At 69.1% G+C, this 15,517-nt stretch carries 16 protein-coding genes; 1 reads left to right on the top strand and 15 read right to left on the bottom strand.

Translation table 11 applies throughout. The annotated features are described in order from the left end of the window. Positions 1 to 12 precede the first annotated feature (12 nt). The 11 genes from ACK8HH_RS08670 to tesB form a co-directional block, all read right to left on the bottom strand. A complete protein-coding gene (locus tag ACK8HH_RS08670) occupies positions 13 to 582 on the bottom strand; it encodes an adenine phosphoribosyltransferase (RefSeq protein WP_006898324.1) in 570 nt (189 codons plus the stop codon). Continuing rightward, the gene (locus ACK8HH_RS08665) at positions 579 to 2,279 is read right to left on the bottom strand and encodes an ABC transporter substrate-binding protein (RefSeq protein ID WP_278127268.1); all 1,701 of its coding nucleotides are present in this window, start codon (positions 2,277 to 2,279) and stop codon (positions 579 to 581) included. The genes ACK8HH_RS08670 and ACK8HH_RS08665 overlap by 4 nt, the downstream gene beginning before the upstream one ends. Next, a complete protein-coding gene (secF, locus tag ACK8HH_RS08660) occupies positions 2,276 to 3,349 on the bottom strand; it encodes a protein translocase subunit SecF (RefSeq protein WP_006898326.1) in 1,074 nt (357 codons plus the stop codon). Before secF ends, ACK8HH_RS08665 begins: the two co-directional genes overlap by 4 nt. Then, complete coding sequence (gene secD / locus ACK8HH_RS08655; RefSeq protein ID WP_045539197.1) at positions 3,346 to 4,965, bottom strand: protein translocase subunit SecD; 1,620 nt, start codon at positions 4,963 to 4,965, stop codon at positions 3,346 to 3,348. The genes secF and secD overlap by 4 nt, the downstream gene beginning before the upstream one ends. 9 nt (positions 4,966 to 4,974) lie before the next feature. After that, positions 4,975 to 5,385 (bottom strand): preprotein translocase subunit YajC, encoded by a 411-nt coding sequence (gene yajC / locus ACK8HH_RS08650; RefSeq protein ID WP_062367999.1) that lies wholly within the window; start codon positions 5,383 to 5,385, stop codon positions 4,975 to 4,977. Between the two features lie 120 nt (positions 5,386 to 5,505). Then, positions 5,506 to 6,573 carry a Holliday junction branch migration DNA helicase RuvB gene (gene ruvB, locus ACK8HH_RS08645; protein ID WP_006898329.1) on the bottom strand — a complete coding sequence of 356 codons (1,068 nt, stop codon included), beginning with the start codon at positions 6,571 to 6,573 and terminating at the stop codon, positions 5,506 to 5,508. Further along, positions 6,570 to 7,163 (bottom strand): Holliday junction branch migration protein RuvA, encoded by a 594-nt coding sequence (gene ruvA, locus ACK8HH_RS08640; protein WP_006898330.1) that lies wholly within the window; start codon positions 7,161 to 7,163, stop codon positions 6,570 to 6,572. The genes ruvB and ruvA overlap by 4 nt, the downstream gene beginning before the upstream one ends. After that, on the bottom strand, positions 7,160 to 7,753 hold the full coding sequence (ruvC, locus tag ACK8HH_RS08635; protein WP_006898331.1) for a crossover junction endodeoxyribonuclease RuvC: 594 nt from the start codon (positions 7,751 to 7,753) through the stop codon (positions 7,160 to 7,162). Before ruvC ends, ruvA begins: the two co-directional genes overlap by 4 nt. Before the next feature lie 102 nt (positions 7,754 to 7,855). Then, complete coding sequence (locus tag ACK8HH_RS08630) at positions 7,856 to 8,611, bottom strand: YebC/PmpR family DNA-binding transcriptional regulator (protein WP_006898332.1); 756 nt, start codon at positions 8,609 to 8,611, stop codon at positions 7,856 to 7,858. Between the two features lie 54 nt (positions 8,612 to 8,665). Beyond that, complete coding sequence (pdxT, locus tag ACK8HH_RS08625) at positions 8,666 to 9,277, bottom strand: pyridoxal 5'-phosphate synthase glutaminase subunit PdxT (protein ID WP_045539201.1); 612 nt, start codon at positions 9,275 to 9,277, stop codon at positions 8,666 to 8,668. Continuing rightward, a complete protein-coding gene (gene tesB / locus ACK8HH_RS08620) occupies positions 9,274 to 10,125 on the bottom strand; it encodes an acyl-CoA thioesterase II (RefSeq protein WP_006898334.1) in 852 nt (283 codons plus the stop codon). The genes pdxT and tesB overlap by 4 nt, the downstream gene beginning before the upstream one ends. 96 nt (positions 10,126 to 10,221) lie before the next feature. Between tesB and ACK8HH_RS08615 the strand changes: the two genes are divergently transcribed. Continuing rightward, positions 10,222 to 12,195, top strand: coding sequence for an acyl-CoA dehydrogenase (locus tag ACK8HH_RS08615; RefSeq protein ID WP_412475692.1), 1,974 nt, complete (start codon positions 10,222 to 10,224; stop codon positions 12,193 to 12,195). Between the two features lie 32 nt (positions 12,196 to 12,227). Here ACK8HH_RS08615 and ACK8HH_RS08610 read toward each other — a convergent pair whose 3' ends face one another. The 4 genes from ACK8HH_RS08610 to pdxS all read right to left on the bottom strand — a co-directional run bounded on the left by ACK8HH_RS08610 (position 12,228) and on the right by pdxS (position 15,481). After that, positions 12,228 to 12,707 (bottom strand): LuxR C-terminal-related transcriptional regulator, encoded by a 480-nt coding sequence (locus ACK8HH_RS08610; protein ID WP_101841577.1) that lies wholly within the window; start codon positions 12,705 to 12,707, stop codon positions 12,228 to 12,230. 104 nt (positions 12,708 to 12,811) lie between these two features. After that, entirely contained in the window at positions 12,812 to 13,546 is a 735-nt protein-coding gene (locus ACK8HH_RS08605; RefSeq protein ID WP_006896386.1) for a hypothetical protein, read from the bottom strand. Then, positions 13,543 to 14,370, bottom strand: coding sequence for a PP2C family protein-serine/threonine phosphatase (locus ACK8HH_RS08600; RefSeq protein WP_006896385.1), 828 nt, complete (start codon positions 14,368 to 14,370; stop codon positions 13,543 to 13,545). Before ACK8HH_RS08600 ends, ACK8HH_RS08605 begins: the two co-directional genes overlap by 4 nt. A 205-nt stretch (positions 14,371 to 14,575) precedes the next feature. Then, on the bottom strand, positions 14,576 to 15,481 hold the full coding sequence (gene pdxS / locus ACK8HH_RS08595) for a pyridoxal 5'-phosphate synthase lyase subunit PdxS (protein ID WP_006896384.1): 906 nt from the start codon (positions 15,479 to 15,481) through the stop codon (positions 14,576 to 14,578). Positions 15,482 to 15,517 lie beyond the last annotated feature (36 nt).

The raw sequence follows: 15,517 nt of genomic DNA, 5'->3' as shown, positions 1-15,517 counted from the left end.
ACGCGATGGTACTCAGCCGCGGCAGAGGTTATGCACTCGAACAGCGGGTCCGAGGTCCGCGGCGATCGTGGCCCGGCCGGGCAGATCCGCGAGTTCCATGATCACCGCGATCGCCTCGACCCGCGCACCGGCGGATTCGAGCAGCCGGGTGGCGGCCACGACCGTCCCCCCGGTCGCCAGGACGTCGTCGACCACGGCGACACGGCGCCCCGTGAAGTCGATCCCCTCGGCCGGCACCTCGAGCCGCGACGTGCCGTATTCGAGCTGGTAGTCGACGCCGATGACCGGCGGCGGCAGCTTGCCCGCCTTACGGACCGCGACGAGACCTGTGCCCAGTTCGCGGGCCACGGCACCGCCGACGAGGAAGCCTCGCGCGTCGATGCCCGCGATGAGGTCGGCCCCCGCGCAGGCCTGGGCGAGTGCGCCGGTCACCGCGGCGAACGCCGCCGCATCGGCGAGCACGGGCGTCAGATCTTTGAATTCGACACCGGGCGAAGGGAAGTCGGCGACGAGCCGAGCATGCTGCTCGATCGCGGCCTGCGCGAGGCCCCGCAGGTCGGACGAGCGTTCGGTGAGGCTCACCCCGACACGCCCCAGCGGTCCATGTTCCAGCCGGTGCCCGACACGCCGAGCCCGGGGACCACATGCGTGACCGACGACGATTCCCGTGCGCGGACGGTGCCGAACAGCGGAACCGTCGGCAATTCGTCCCACGCCGCCGTCTCGATCGTCCGCAGCAGCGGTAGCCGGGCGCTGTCGCTGCGCGTCGCCGCCAGCTCGGTGATCGCGTCGCTGACCTGCTTGTTACGGAAACCCGACAGGTTCAGCGGGTCGCCGCCGAAGAGGGCGTACGCCTCGGGGAAGCCCGATGCGGTGCTCGACGCGGCGAAGCTCCCGTCCGAGAGCAGCAGCGCGTCGACGTCCTTGCCGAGCGCGGTCACCGACAGATCGGGCGAGGCGACGTCCTCCACGGTGAAACCCGCGGGAGTGCAGGCGTCGGCGATCATCCGGACCGCGTCGGCGTTCTCCTGCGACTTCGCGAGGTATCCGATCCGGATCCGGGGTTTCGCGCGCGCCCCGTTCTCTCCGATCACACGCTGGGCCAGCAGTTCCTTGGCTCGCGGCACGTCCGACCGCGGGTACCGGCGGCCGTACTGGACGTTCAGCGACGGTCCCAGAGGATCCGCGGGTGAGGCGGTGCGCAGATTCCACACCACGCCGTTGGTGCCGAAGCGGCGGGCGAGAGCGTCGCGCGGCATGCACGACGCCAGTGCCTTGCGTACCAGCGGATCGGCCGCGGCCCCCTTGCCGGCGAACACCAGCTGCGTCACCGACAGCGGAGCCGGTTCGCGCAACGTCGATCGGTCGACGGGGGTGGTGGGCGCGGCGCGTCCGGACACCCGATCGCCGAGCGCGAGGTCGGCGGTGTCGATGACGGTGGACCGGGAACCGTCGAGGGCGGCTTCGCCGTCGGTGCCCCGCGGCCAGACGGTGATGGTCTGCGCCGCCGGGCGCGCGCCCCACCACTTGTCGTTCGCGACCAGCTTGAGACCGCCGTCGACGGTGTACGAGTCGATGCGATACGGACCGGCGGACGGGAACCGGTCGGCCTCGACCGCGGCTCCCGGCCGAAGGTCGAAACCGGTGTTCCACGCCTTCGCGATCTTGGCGATCGCGGTCCGGTCGCCCGAACGGATCGGGTCGACCACGTTGGGCACGCCCGCCAGCCGCGCCACGACGTGCGCGGGCAGCAGCGTTCCGGAACCGAAGAGCTCGTTCCACTGGCCGTAGGCGCTGCCGCGTTTGAAGACCACGGTGGCGGTCCGGGCGCCCGGTGTGCATTCCACACGCGCGATGTCGCGGTAGCCCGCGTTGGTGGCGGCGTCGAAACCCGGTACCGAGCCGCCCATCGCGGTCGCCGCCAGGAACAGATCGTCGCAGCTGAGCGCGGTGCCGTCGGAGTAGACCGCGGCGGGTGTGAAGTCGTAGCGCAGAGTCAGGGCCTCGCCCTGTTCCTGCGAGACGGTGCCCACGTCCCGATCGGCGAGGATCTGGCCCTCCGGGCCGACGATGGAGAAGCCCGGGAGCACGCGGGTCAGCGCCATCAGGGCACCGTCGGCATGCGCGTCGACGGTGTTGACGTTGTACGACGACACCCGTGCGTCGATGAGGTAGTCCACGTCCGACCGCTTCTCGCCGCCGCACGCGACGAGTGCTCCACCCGCGGCCGCACCGACCGCGAGCAGAGCTGCGGCACGGCGCAGCCGCGGGTGAATCATGCTGAGACCTTCTCTCGGCGGGCGAGGACCTTGGCCGTGTGCCGCTTGATGTCGGTCGACCGTTCCTTCATCGTCACCAGCAGCGGCGAGGCGAGGAAGACCGAGGAGAAGGTGCCGACGACCACGCCGACGAGCTGGATCAGCGCCAGATCCTTCAGCGTGCCGACACCGAGCATCCACACGGCGACCACCATCAGCGCGATGATCGGCAGGATCGAGATCACCGTGGTGTTGATCGAGCGCATCAGCGTCTGGTTCACTGCGAGGTTGGTCTGCTCGGCGTATGTGCGGCGCGTGGTCGCGAGCACCGATCTGGTGTTCTCCTCGACCTTGTCGAAGACCACCACCGTGTCGTAGACGGAGAAGCCGAGGATCGTCAGCAGGCCGATCACCGTCGCGGGCGTCATCTCCCAACCGACGAGCGAATAGATGCCGGCGGTGACGACGAGGTCGAAGATGAGCGAGGCCATCGCCGCGATCGACATCTCCTTGTCGAATCTGATCGCGATGTAGATGAACGCCACTACCAGGAACACCGCGAGCGCGATCAGCATCTTTCGCGTGATCTCCTTGCCCCACGTCGAGCTGACGTCGGAGGAACTCACATCGGCCTGGGTCACCTCCGGCTCGAAGGCCGTGCCGAGCGCGTGCAGGAGCTTGCCGGTCTCCTCGGTCGTGAGCGTCTCGGTGCGCAGCTGGATGGTCGCGGAGTTGCCGCTGCCTGCCTGCTGAACCGACTGCGGGTCCTTGCCGAGGGTGTCGCTGAAGACCTTCGACACCTCGCTCGTGGTGACGCCGGCGCGTGCGGGCACCGACACCTGGGTTCCGCCCTCGAAGTCGATGCCGAAGGTGAACCCGCGTATCGCGATCGACAGGATGCAGATCAGCATCAGCACGCCGGAGATGACGTACCACATGCGGCGGCGCCGCCCGACGACGTCGAAGGCGCCGGTGCCGGAGTACAGGCGGGAGAGGAAGGACTGGTCCTTGGCCGCGACGTAGTCGGCGTCGGCCCAGTCCGCGGGCGCCGTGCCGGAGCGCGACGTGTCTGAGGTCGTCTTGTCGCTCACTGCGACTCCCCCTCTGATCGATCAGCGGCGGAGCCGGAGGTACGTGCCGCTGCGCTCGCCTTGCGACGAGCCCGCGCCACCTCCGATACCGCGCCGAGGCCGTTGACGGCCGGTCGGGAAAGGAACTCGTTCCGGCTCGCGAGCACGACCAGCGGGTGCGTCACGAGGAACACGATGACGATGTCGATCAGCGTGGTCAAGCCCAGGGTGAACGCGAATCCGCGCACCGCCCCCACGGCGAGCAGGTAGATGATCGCCGCGCAGATGAAGCTGACCGCGTTGCCGGTCCAGACCGTGCGCCGCGCGCTCTGCCAGCCGCGGGACACCGCCGACCGCACCGTCCGGCCCTCACGCATCTCATCCTTGATGCGCTCGAAGTAGACCACGAACGAGTCGGCGGTCATGCCGATGCCGATGATCAGACCGGCGATGCCCGCGAGGTCGAGCGTGAAGTCGATCCAGCGGCCCAGCAGCACGATGATGCCGTACACCATCGCACCGGCCAGGATCAGCGACAGCACCGACAGGAAGCCCATCGCGCGGTAGTAGATCAGCGAGTAGATCAGGACCAGGATCAGGCCGACCAGGCCGGCGATCAGGCCGGCCTGCAGCGAGTGCAGTCCGAGGGTCGCCGAGACCGTCTGTGCGTCCGACATCGCGAACGACAGCGGCAGCGAACCGTACTTCAGCGCGTTGGCCAGCTGGTTCGCCTCGTCCTGGGTGAAGGAGCCGCTGATCTCGGTGGTGCCGAGAATCTGCTGGTTGATCGACGGCGCACTCAGCACCCGGGTGTCGAGCGTGACCGCGGTCTGGGTTCCGACGTGCTTGCCCGTGTAGTCGGCCCACGTCTTCTTGCCGTCGCCCTTGAAATCGACGTTGACCGTCCACGCGCCCGTCTGGTTCTGCCCGGCCTTCGCGCTCGCGATATCGCGGCCGTCGATCAGCATCGGCTCGAGCAGGTACACCATCCCGTCCTTGTCACCGCAGGTGACGAGGTACTCGTCCGGCCGGTCGTGGCCCACCAGCGGGTCGTTGGCCGACGCCGAGCAGTCGAGCTTGCCCATCTCCTGTCGGAGCTTGTCGAGGGTGGCCTTGTCGGCGTTCGCCGGGGCCTGCCGCAGGCTGCGCTGCTCGTCGATGGCCGCGGTCTGCTCCTCCGGCGTCATATCGGCGACCTTCTTGGCCGTCGGATCCGGTTTCTGCTTGGTCGCCGGCTGCTGCTCGACGACCGGACGAATGTAGAGCCGCGCGGTCTGACCGAGCGCACGAGCCTGTTTGCCGTCGTCACCCGGCACGGTGATGACGATGGTGCTGCCGTTGACGACGACCTCCGAGCCGCCGACGCCGAGGCCGTTGACGCGCTGGTCGATGATCTGGCGCGCCTGGTCGAGCTGTTCGGCCGAGGGCGCCTTGCCGTCGTCGGTGCGAGCGGTCAGCACCACCCGGGTGCCGCCCTGCAGGTCGATGCCGAGTTTGGGCTTCGGGCTTCCGCCGCCTGTGAAGAACACCAGCGCATAGATGATGCCGAGGACGACGAAGAACACCGTGAGCGGCTTCCACGGTGCAACCTCGGGCCGCAGCTTGGTGCCGGCGGCGCGTCGATTGGGTTTAGTCACGTGGGTCGTCTACTTCTCTTCGGGCTTCGCTTCGTTCTTCTCGTCGCGCGATTCGTCGGCCGCCGGCGCGTCCGGAACGATCTCTGATGTCTCGATCGCGGTGGTCTCAAGCGCTGTGGTCTCCGCCTCGGGGGCCTCATCGGTGGCCTCGCTTTCCGGCGTCACGACCTCGCGGATGGCCAGCCGGTTCCACTCGGTCACCACACCGGGAGCGAGTTCGAGCTTCACGACGTCGCTGTCACCGTCGCCGGTGTCGACCACGGTGGCGAAGAGACCCGAATGCAGCTGCACGCGCGCACCGGCCTCGAGGGAGTTCTGCATCTCGTTCATAGCGGCCGCACGCTTCTTCTGGTTGCGGATGCTGAAGAACATGAAGCCGGCCATCAAGACCAGCATCAACGGGAGGATCAACGATTCCATGGGGACCAGTGTGCCAGGCCCGCCGGGCGCGAGACTCACAGGTGGCGCTCGCGTCGCGATTCTGATTCATGCTCCGACCGATCGCGTCGCGCGACCGCCCGTCCGACGGCGTGACGTGCGTCAGTCGAAGAGGGTTCCGGTGCCGTCCTCGCGCACGCGGACCCCGAGTACTCGGTCCATCGCACCCGCCGGCGGCTGAAGACCCAGGTGATGCCAGGCCGCCGCGGTGGCGACACGGCCCCGCGGAGTCCGCGCGATCATTCCGGCGCGCACCAGGAACGGCTCGCACACCTCTTCCACCGTGGCCGGTTCCTCGCCGACGGCCACGGCGAGCGTCGAGACGCCCACCGGCCCCCCGCCGAAGCCGCGCACGAGAGCGCCGAGTACCGCGCGATCGAGCCGATCCAGTCCCAGTTCGTCCACGTCGTACACCGCCAGCGCCGCGCGCGCGGCCGACAGGTCGACGCGGCCGTCGCCGCGGACCTCCGCGTAGTCCCGCACTCTCCGCAGGAGCCGATTCGCGATCCGGGGTGTTCCGCGCGAGCGTCCGGCGACCTCGGCCGCAGCCTCCGGTTCGATGGCGATCCCGAGGATCGCCGCCGACCGCTGCAGCACCCGGACCAGCTCGCCGGTCTCGTAGAACTCCATGTGCGCGGTGAATCCGAACCGGTCGCGCAGCGGGCCGGTCAGTGCGCCGGATCGCGTGGTGGCGCCCACCAGGGTGAACGGCGCCACCTCCAGCGGGATGGACGTGGCGCCCGGGCCCTTGCCCACGACGACGTCGACGCGGAAGTCCTCCATCGCCAGGTACAGCATCTCCTCGGCGGGCCGGGCGATGCGATGGATCTCGTCGATGAACAGCACATCGCCCTCGACGAGATTCGACAGCATCGCCGCCAGATCGCCCGCCCGCTCCAGCGCGGGGCCCGAGGTGATGCGGATCGCCGCCCCCATCTCGCCGGCGATGATCATCGCCAGCGACGTCTTGCCCAGCCCGGGAGGCCCCGACAGCAGGATGTGATCGGGCGTGCGGCCCCGCGCCCGCGCCGCGTGCAGCACCAGTTCGAGCTGTTCGCGGACGCGCGGCTGCCCGATGAAGTCGGTCAGGCTCGACGGCCGCAGACTCGCGTCGAGGTCACCGTCGCCCGCGATGGGACCGGCCGCCAGGAAGTCTTCCTCCGGATTCATCGACGCGGCCCGAGGGCGGTGAGCGCGGCGCGAAGGAGAGCCGACGAGTCGGCGTCGGCGTTGTCGGCGAGTACCGCGGCGACGGCCTTCTGCGCGGCGCCCTCGGTGAAGCCGAGGCCGACGAGAGCCTCGGTGACCTGGGCGCCGGCTCCGGCAGGCACCGAGACTCCCGCCTGCGACGACGCCGGTCCAGCGGTCACCTTGTCGCGCAACTCCACCACCAGCCGTTCGGCCACCCGCTTGCCGATCCCCGGAACCGCCGTGAGCGCCTTCGCATCCGAATCGGCCAGCGCACGCCGCAGGGTGTCCGGCTCGAGGACCGCCAGCGTCGCCATCGCCAGACGCGGACCGACGCCGGTCACCGTCTGCAGCAACCCGAACAGGTCGCGCGCCTCGGGATCGGTGAAGCCGTACAGCGTCATCGAGTCCTCGCGCACCATCATGGCGGTGAGGAGCCGCACCGTGGTCCCCCGCTTGAGCGACCCGAGAGTCGGCGGAGTCGCCAAGACGCGATAGCCGACTCCGGCGCATTCGATCACAGCGTGATCGAGCGCGATGTCGATGACCTCGCCGGACACGGACGCGATCACGACGCCGCCTCTCCGCCCAGCACAGCGCGGGCCTCCTCCTGTGCCGCCTTAAGCCGGGCGCGATGACGGTTCTGCGCCTCGCGCGCCCGCTTGGCGGCCTCTTCCATGCGATCGTTGACCGGACCGCGCCAGCAGTGACAGATGGCCAGCGCGAGCGCGTCGGCCGCGTCGGCCGGCTTCGGCGGCGTCTGCATTCCGAGAATCCGCGTGACCATCGCCGTCACCTGCGCCTTGTCCGCCCGGCCGGAGCCGGTGACAGCGGCCTTCACCTCGCTCGGCGTGTGGAACCGCACCGGGATCCCGCGTTGCGCGGCGGCCAGCGCGATCACGCCCGCCGCCTGTGCCGTACCCATCGCCGTGCTCACCTGGCGTTGCGCGAAGACCCGCTCGATCGCCACGACGTCGGGTCCGTGCGTGTCGATCCAGTGGACGGCGCCCACGTGGATCGCAAGCAGCCGTTCGGCCAGTTCCATGTCGGCCGGGGTGCGGACCACGTCGACGTCGAGCGCGGTGACTCTGCGGCCGGTTCCCGCCTCCACCAACGCGATTCCGCATCGGGTGAGGCCGGGGTCGACGCCCATGACTCGCACTCGCGCCTCACTTCCCGATCAAGGCCGTCGTCGCACCCGATCGGCACGACGACGGCATCCTCCGCTGCAGCGCAGCGGTAAGAACACTTGTTCGAGACTCTATCAGTCGTTCTCGAGCTCGGCGAGCACCTCGTCGCTGATGTCGACATTGCTGTAGACGTTCTGAACGTCGTCGGAGTCCTCCAGCGCATCGATCAGTTTCATCACCTTGCGCGCGCCCTCGGCGTCGACGGCCACCTCGACCGACGCGCGGAAGTCCGGCTCGGCCGAGTCGTAGTCGATTCCCGCCTCCTGGAGCGCCGTGCGCACGGCGACCAGATCACCGGGTTCGCTGACGATCTCGAAGGAATCACCCAGATCGGTGACCTCCTCGGCACCCGCGTCCAGCACGGCCATCAGCACGTCGTCCTCGGTCTGATCGCCCTTCTCCAACGTCACCACGCCCTTGCGGGTGAACAGGTACGACACCGAGCCCGGGTCGGCCATGTTGCCGCCGTTGCGGGTCATCGCCACCCGGACCTCGGTCGCGGCACGGTTGCGGTTGTCGGTCAGGCACTCGATCAGGATGGCGACGCCGTTGGGGCCGTAGCCCTCGTAGGTGATGTTCTGCCAGTCGGCGCCGCCGCCCTCTTCACCGCCGCCGCGCTTGCGTGCGCGCTCGATGTTGTCGTTCGGGACCGACGACTTCTTCGCCTTCTGAATCGCGTCGTACAGCGTCGGATTGCCTGCCGGATCACTACCACCCGTACGAGCCGCCACCTCGATGTTCTTGATCAGCTTGGCGAACATCTTGCCGCGCTTGGCGTCGATGACAGCCTTCTTGTGCTTGGTGGTGGCCCATTTGGAGTGGCCGCTCATTGTGGTGTTCCCTTCGTGAAAAGTCAGCGATGCCTGTCAGGGCACGGGCAGATTCTACGCTGTGGCAACCATATCGACGAAGAACTCGTGCACGCGCACGTCGCCGGTGACCTCCGGATGAAACGACGTGGCCAGCACGTTTCCCTGCCGTACGGCGACGACACGCCCCGCCGCGGGCCCGCGGTCCACCGTCGCCAGGACCTGCACTCCCGGCCCGGTCTCCTCCACCCACGGCGCCCGGATGAACACGGCGCGCACCGGACGCGCCCCCGGTCGGTCGGTGATGCCGGCGAAGCTCAGATCGGTCTCGAACGATTCCACCTGACGCCCGAACGCATTGCGCCGCACCGTCACATCCAGTGCGTCGAGATGCCGGGCGTCCGGCCGGGTGTCGAGGATCTTCGACGCCAGCATGATCATCCCCGCGCACGAGCCGTACGCGGGCAGCCCGTCACGCAACCGCTTCACCAGCGGGTCGTAGAGCTCGAACACACCGAGCAGCCGGCTCATCGCCGTCGATTCGCCGCCGGGGATCACCAGGCCGTCCACCGCGTCGAGCTCCGATTCCCGGCGCACCGGCACCGCCTCGGCACCGCACGCGGCCAGCGCCGCCACGTGCTCGCGGACATCGCCCTGCAGAGCGAGCACACCGATCCGCACGCTCACCGGTCCTGCCTCATGATCGACGCGGCCGAGTCGGTAGCGACCGACCTGGTCAGTCCCTCCTGGGTCACCGCGGCCACCATCCGGCCGGAGCGGTCGAAGATCCGGCCCTGGGTCAGGGCCCGCCCGCCGCCCGCCGACGGCGAGGTCTGGTCGTACAGCAGCCAGTCGTCGGCCCGGAACGGCCGGAGGAACCACATCGCGTGATCGAGCGAGGCCGTCTGCGCCTTCGCCCCCGGGTGCACCGTCATCGACGACCCCAGCAGCGTCATGTCACTCATGTACGCCAGAGTGCACACGTGCAGCAGATGGTCGTCCGGCAACGGGAGCCGGTACTTGAACCAGACCCGCTGTTGTGCGGCCAGCCCCGGATACCTGGAGGTCTCCGCCTGACCGACGATCCGGATGTCGAAGTTCGCCCACTCCTCCAGCAGCGCCCTCTGACTGTCGTCCGCCGACTCGCGGCCCGGCAGCGACTCCGGGTCCGGCACCTCGGGCATCCGATCCTGGTGCTCGATGCCCTCGTCGTGGGTCACATGGAACGACGCCGACATCGAGAAGATCGCCTCGCCGTCCTGCACGCCGGTCACCCGCCGGGTCACGAACGAACGCCCGTCGCGGATGCGGTCGACCATGAACACCGCGGGCTCGTCCGGCCTTCCCGGCCGGAGGAAATAGCCGTGCAGCGAGTGGACGGCGAACTCCCGGTCCACTGTCCGGGTCGCGGCCACCAGGGCCTGCCCGGCCACCTGACCGCCGAACGTCCTGCGCAGCTGGCTCGGGAAGGAACCGCCGCGATAGATGTCGTTGTCGATCCGCTCCACGGCCAGAATCTCTTCAATGCTCGCCACCCGGCGATTATCGCACCAGCTGCCGAGACCCGCGCACGCCGCTCCACGCACTCCGCTCCGCTCCCGGCGTCGGCAACCCCTCGGTAGGGTCAGGGCATGAGCCCCGAGACGAGTTCTGCAGACGCCGGCACCGACGACACCGGAGCGGATCTGGCCGCCCGGTTGCGCACCGTCCTCGACGGGCGGTGGGCCGCCACCCGCGACACCGTGCGCGACCACATCCAGACTCACGCACTGCTCCCCCAGTCCGGACTGTCCCTCGACGACTATCGCGCCCGCGTGCTCGGCCAGATGAAGGAGATGGTCGCCCTCGGTTTCCCCGCTGCCGGCTTCCGGGCCGAGCACGGCGGCACCGGTGACGTGGGCGCAGCCGTCACCGCCATCGAGACCCTCGGCTACGGCGACCTCTCGCTGATGGTCAAGGCCGGCGTCCAATGGGGCCTGTTCGGCGGAGCCATCGAGAACCTCGGCACCGCACGCCACCACGACGAATACGTCCGCGGCCTCATCGACCTCGACGTACTCGGCTGTTTCGCGATGACGGAGACCGGCCACGGATCCGACGTCCAGCACCTGGAGACCACCGCCACCTATCGACCCGACACCGAAGAGTTCGAAATCCATTCGCCGACGCCGAACTCGCGCAAGGACTACATCGGCGGGGCCGCCGCCCACGCCCGCTACGCCGCGGTCTTCGCACAGCTCGTCACCGGCGGGCCGGGCGAGGAACCGGTCGGCCGCGGCGTCCACTGCTTCGTCGTGCCGATCCGGGACGCCGACGGCGCCGACCTCCCCGGCGTCACCACCTCCGACTGCGGCTACAAGGGCGGTCTCCCCGGGGTCGACAACGGCCGGATCGCCTTCGACCACGTCCGTGTCCCGCGCGCCAACCTGCTCAACCGGTACGGCGACGTGGCCGCCGACGGCACGTACTCCAGCCCCATCGAGTCCGACAACCGCCGGTTCTTCACCATGCTCGGCACCCTGGTCCGCGGCCGCGTCACCGTAGGCGCCTCGGCCGGTGCCGCGGGACGCTTCGGCCTGGCCCTCGCGGTGAACTACGCCCTGGTCCGCCGACAGTTTCAGGCGCCCGGCGGCGACGGCGAACTGCTGCTGATGGACTACCGCACACACCAGCGACGGCTTCTCCCCCTGGTGGCGCGCGCATACGCCTTCGCACTCGCACAGAACGAGGTCACCGCCGAACTCCACGACTTGCAGACCGCGGACCCGGACACCGTCGACCCGGCCGACATGCGCCGCCTGGAGACCAAGGCCGCCGCCATCAAAGCCGGTCACACGGCGCTGGCCCAGCGCGCGATCTCCGAGGCGCGCGAAGCCTGCGGTGGCGCCGGGTACCTGTCGGAGAATCTGCTGCCCCTGCTCCGCGGCGACATCGACGTCTTCACCACCTTCGAGGGCGACAACCTGGTACTCACGCAACTCGTCGCCAAGCAGCAGCTCACCTCGTACGCGGACGACATCCGCGACCTCGACCCCGTGGGATGGGTGAGGTTCGTCGCCAACATGGCAGGCAGCGTCGCGCTGGAGAAGACCGCGGCGCGGCAGGTGGTGCAGACCCTGCTCGACGGCTCCGACGGAGACCCCGAGAACAGCGCCCTCACACACCCCGGAACTCAGCTCAGGCTGCTCCGCAACCGGGAGGATCACCTCACCCGGACGGTCGCGGGACGGCTGGGACGCGCCCGCGAGGACGACGCCGATCCGGTAGCGGTCTTCACCGACACCCAGGATCACCTGATCAAGGTCGGGCAGGCGCACATCGAGCGGATCGTTCTCGAGACCTTCGTCGAGGTGATCGGACGAGTCCAGGACCGCGAGACCCGCCGGTTGCTCAAGCGGGTCCGCGACCTGTTCGTCTACTCGGTCCTGGAAGAGGACCTGTCGTGGTTCCTCATGCACCGGCACGTCAGCGTGGAACGCGCCAAGGCCGTCCGTCGCGGCGTCAACGAACTCTGCGCCGACCTGCGGCCGCACGCTCAGACGCTCGTCGACGCCTTCGGCGTGCCGCCGGTCGGTCTCGACGTGCCGATGCTGCGGCACCGGTAGGACCGGCAGGTTCACCGGCGACTGGCCGGGCCTCAGAGCTCGTCGATGTCGACGATGTCGTCCTGAATCGCACGGGCGACGAGCGCGGCCTTGGTGGAGGCCGGACGGCCGAGTTCGGCGTACTTGGCCCGGATGCGGGTCAGATGGGTGTTGACCGTGCCGAGCGAGATGTACAGCGCCTCGGCGACCGCAGGCTTCGAATCGAGCATCAGCCAGGTGCGCAGCACCTCCACCTCCCGATCGGTGAGCGTCGGCTGCGGCAGCCGCGCCGCCGGAACCGCCGCGTCGGCCTGCCGGCCCGCAGTGGCGGGAGCGGGCGCGGCGTACAGCGGGCGGCCGGGCAACGGCATCACCCGGGCGCTGAGCCGGGCGAGCGCCTCCCGGCGACGACGGTCGACGGCCGACGCGGCGCCGCTGCTCGCCGAACCCGGTCCGCGTGAGTGGCGGGTGCGTGCGGCCTCGCGGGCGGCGGGGGCGGCGGCAGGAGCGGCGGCGATTGCGGTGACGGTCATCTCGAATTCCCTTTCTCGGCGCTGGAACTCACTGTTCCGCGGCTGTTGAAGAGAACGCTATGGGGCTCGGCCAGATCCGTCGATGGGGAGAACTCCCCATGCCATCACTGCTGTTCAGAGGCCTGATTGCGCGCGTACTCCGCGTCGAGGAGCGGGAGATCCTCACGACTGATGACCCGGGTCGAGAGAGCGTACTCGACGAGCCGCAACCTGCGGTTGGTCGCCAGCTTGCCCCCGCCCGCCCGCATGCCGCTCACACCGATCATGTCGAGCTTGTCGCACACATTGTCGAGCTTGCGGTTGAACTTCGTCAGCGGCCAACCCAAGCGTGCCGCGGCCTGCGCCGAACTCGGGATGGCGCTGGCACCGGTACCGTCGCGCTTCAGGATCGCCTCGGCCAGCACCAGGATCGCCAGCCGCTGGCTCTCGGTGAAATTCGGCACCCCGCGCGTGGTGTCACCGCCCACCAGGGTCTCCACGGTGGGTGCGGAGACGTCGGGCGAGCCCGCCTGCACCTGTACCTCGTAGGTGGTCGGGCCGGCGGTGAAGACGATGCTGGTGCGACCGAACACGAGCGGCATCCGCGCGCCCGGACCGAGCGTCGCGGTGAAGCCGAGGTCGGCGGCGGTCACCGTCGCGGACAGATGCGTCCCGAGATTCGTCAGCCACCACATGCCGTTCTCGTCGTGCAGCACGAGGAACCGGCGGTGCAGATAGGGGTTGTCGTCGACGGTCAGCGTGGCCTCACGGCCGATGTAGAACGGTGCTCCGGGAAGCACGGGCATCCGCTCGCCGCAGTACTCGACGAAGGTGGTGCTCGCTTCCGGTCGCACCGTCACTGGCTCGCAGTCGCGTTCGGGTCCGGTTCGGCGGCGGCGGACGGCAGTGTCGCCGACAGGACCACCACCGTGACATTGTCGTGCGCCCCCGACTCCAGGGCGGCCTCGACCAGAGCCGCGGCGGCGACCTCGTTGTCGGGCGAGGCCTCCAGGATCACGGCGATCTCGTCGTCGCTCAACTCGCCGTCGAGCCCGTCCGAGCACAGCAGCACCACGTCGCCGTCGGCTGCGGCGAAGGCGAAGTAATCGGCGACGGGAACGGTCATGCCCGCACCGAGCGCACGAGTGATGACATTCCGGCGCGGGTCGACACGGGCCTGTTCGGACGTCAGATATCCGGCGGCGACGAGTTCCTGCACTTGGGAGTGATCGACGCTCACCTGGCGCAGCTCGCCCGCCGAGTACAGATAGGTGCGCGAATCACCGATGTTGAACGCGACCCAGTTCGGAACACCGTCCTCGATCGCCAGAACGACGCCGGTGGCTGTGGTGCCCGCGCGCCGGCCGGTCTCAGTGCCGAACTCACCGATCCGCTCCTGCGCCTTCTCCAGCAACTCGGCGATGTCCCGCCGCGTGTCGGCGGAACTCTCCCCCACCGGTGCCTGTGCCAGAGTCAGCAGCGCCGCCTCGCTCGCCAGCTCGCCGCTGTCATGGCCGCCCATGCCGTCGGCGACGATGTACCGTCCGGGAACGGCCAGCGCGGCGTCTTCGTTGGCTTCGCGAACCCGACCGACATGGCAGACGACCGCCCAGTCGACGACCACGTCTCCGACCTCGTCCCGGCCGGTGAGCGCGTCGTCGCGCAGAATCCTCGGTTCGTCCATCGTCTCCCCTGCGATCTGTAGTCCTGCGATCGTGGCGCCGGCGACAGCTGCAGCAGGTTACGTCGCCCACGCGAGTGTACTTCTACCACAGCGTCAACGCCGCGATACCCCGGAGCGAGACCTTCGGCTCGCTCTCGAGACGCGAACGAGGTTCCCGGCGATACTCGCCGCGGAACCTCGTTCGATGCTGCGCCTTATCGGCGGATCACCAGCCGCGCTCGGCGAGCCGGTGCGGCTGCGGGATGTCGTCGACGTTGATGCCGACCATCGCCTCGCCGAGGCCTCGCGAGACCTTCGCCAGCTGATCCGGGTCGTCGTAGAAGGTGGTGGCCTTGACGATCGCGGCGGCACGCTGCTCCGGATTGCCCGACTTGAAGATGCCCGAGCCGACGAAGACGCCCTCGGCGCCCAATTGCATCATCATCGCCGCGTCCGCCGGGGTGGCGATGCCGCCCGCAGTGAACAGCGTGACGGGAAGCTTGCCGGCCTTGGCGACCTCGACCACCAGCTCGTACGGGGCCTGCAGTTCCTTGGCCGCCACGTACAGCTCGTCCTCGGGCAGCGAGGTGAGGCGGCGGATCTCCTGGCGGATCCGGCGCATGTGGGTGGTGGCGTTCGAGACGTCGCCGGTCCCGGCCTCGCCCTTCGACCGGATCATCGCGGCGCCCTCGTTGATGCGGCGCAGCGCCTCGCCGAGGTTGGTGGCACCGCAGACGAAGGGCACGGTGAAGGCGAACTTGTCGATGTGGTTCTCGTAGTCGGCCGGGGTCAGCACCTCGGACTCGTCGATGTAGTCGACGCCGAGGCTCTGCAGGATCTGCGCCTCGACGAAGTGACCGATGCGGGCCTTGGCCATCACCGGAATCGACACGGCCTCGATGATCCCGTCGATCATGTCCGGGTCGCTCATCCGCGACACGCCGCCCTGAGCGCGGATGTCGGCGGGAACGCGCTCGAGAGCCATGACCGCGACGGCACCCGCATCCTCGGCGATCTTGGCCTGCTCGGGGGTGACCACGTCCATGATGACGCCGCCCTTGAGCATTTCGGCCATACCGCGCTTGACGCGAGCCGTGCCGGTCGCCGGTGCGTTCTGAGCCTCAGTGGACACTGATTGATCTCCCTGTTCAGTGGTGTCGGATGTCCC

The sequence above is a fragment of the Gordonia sp. LUNF6 genome (assembly GCF_047041125.1).
Lineage (GTDB): Bacteria > Actinomycetota > Actinomycetes > Mycobacteriales > Mycobacteriaceae > Gordonia > Gordonia sihwensis.
Note: the sequence above shows the minus strand (reverse complement) of the source record. Positions and strands in the feature narration are given on the sequence as shown.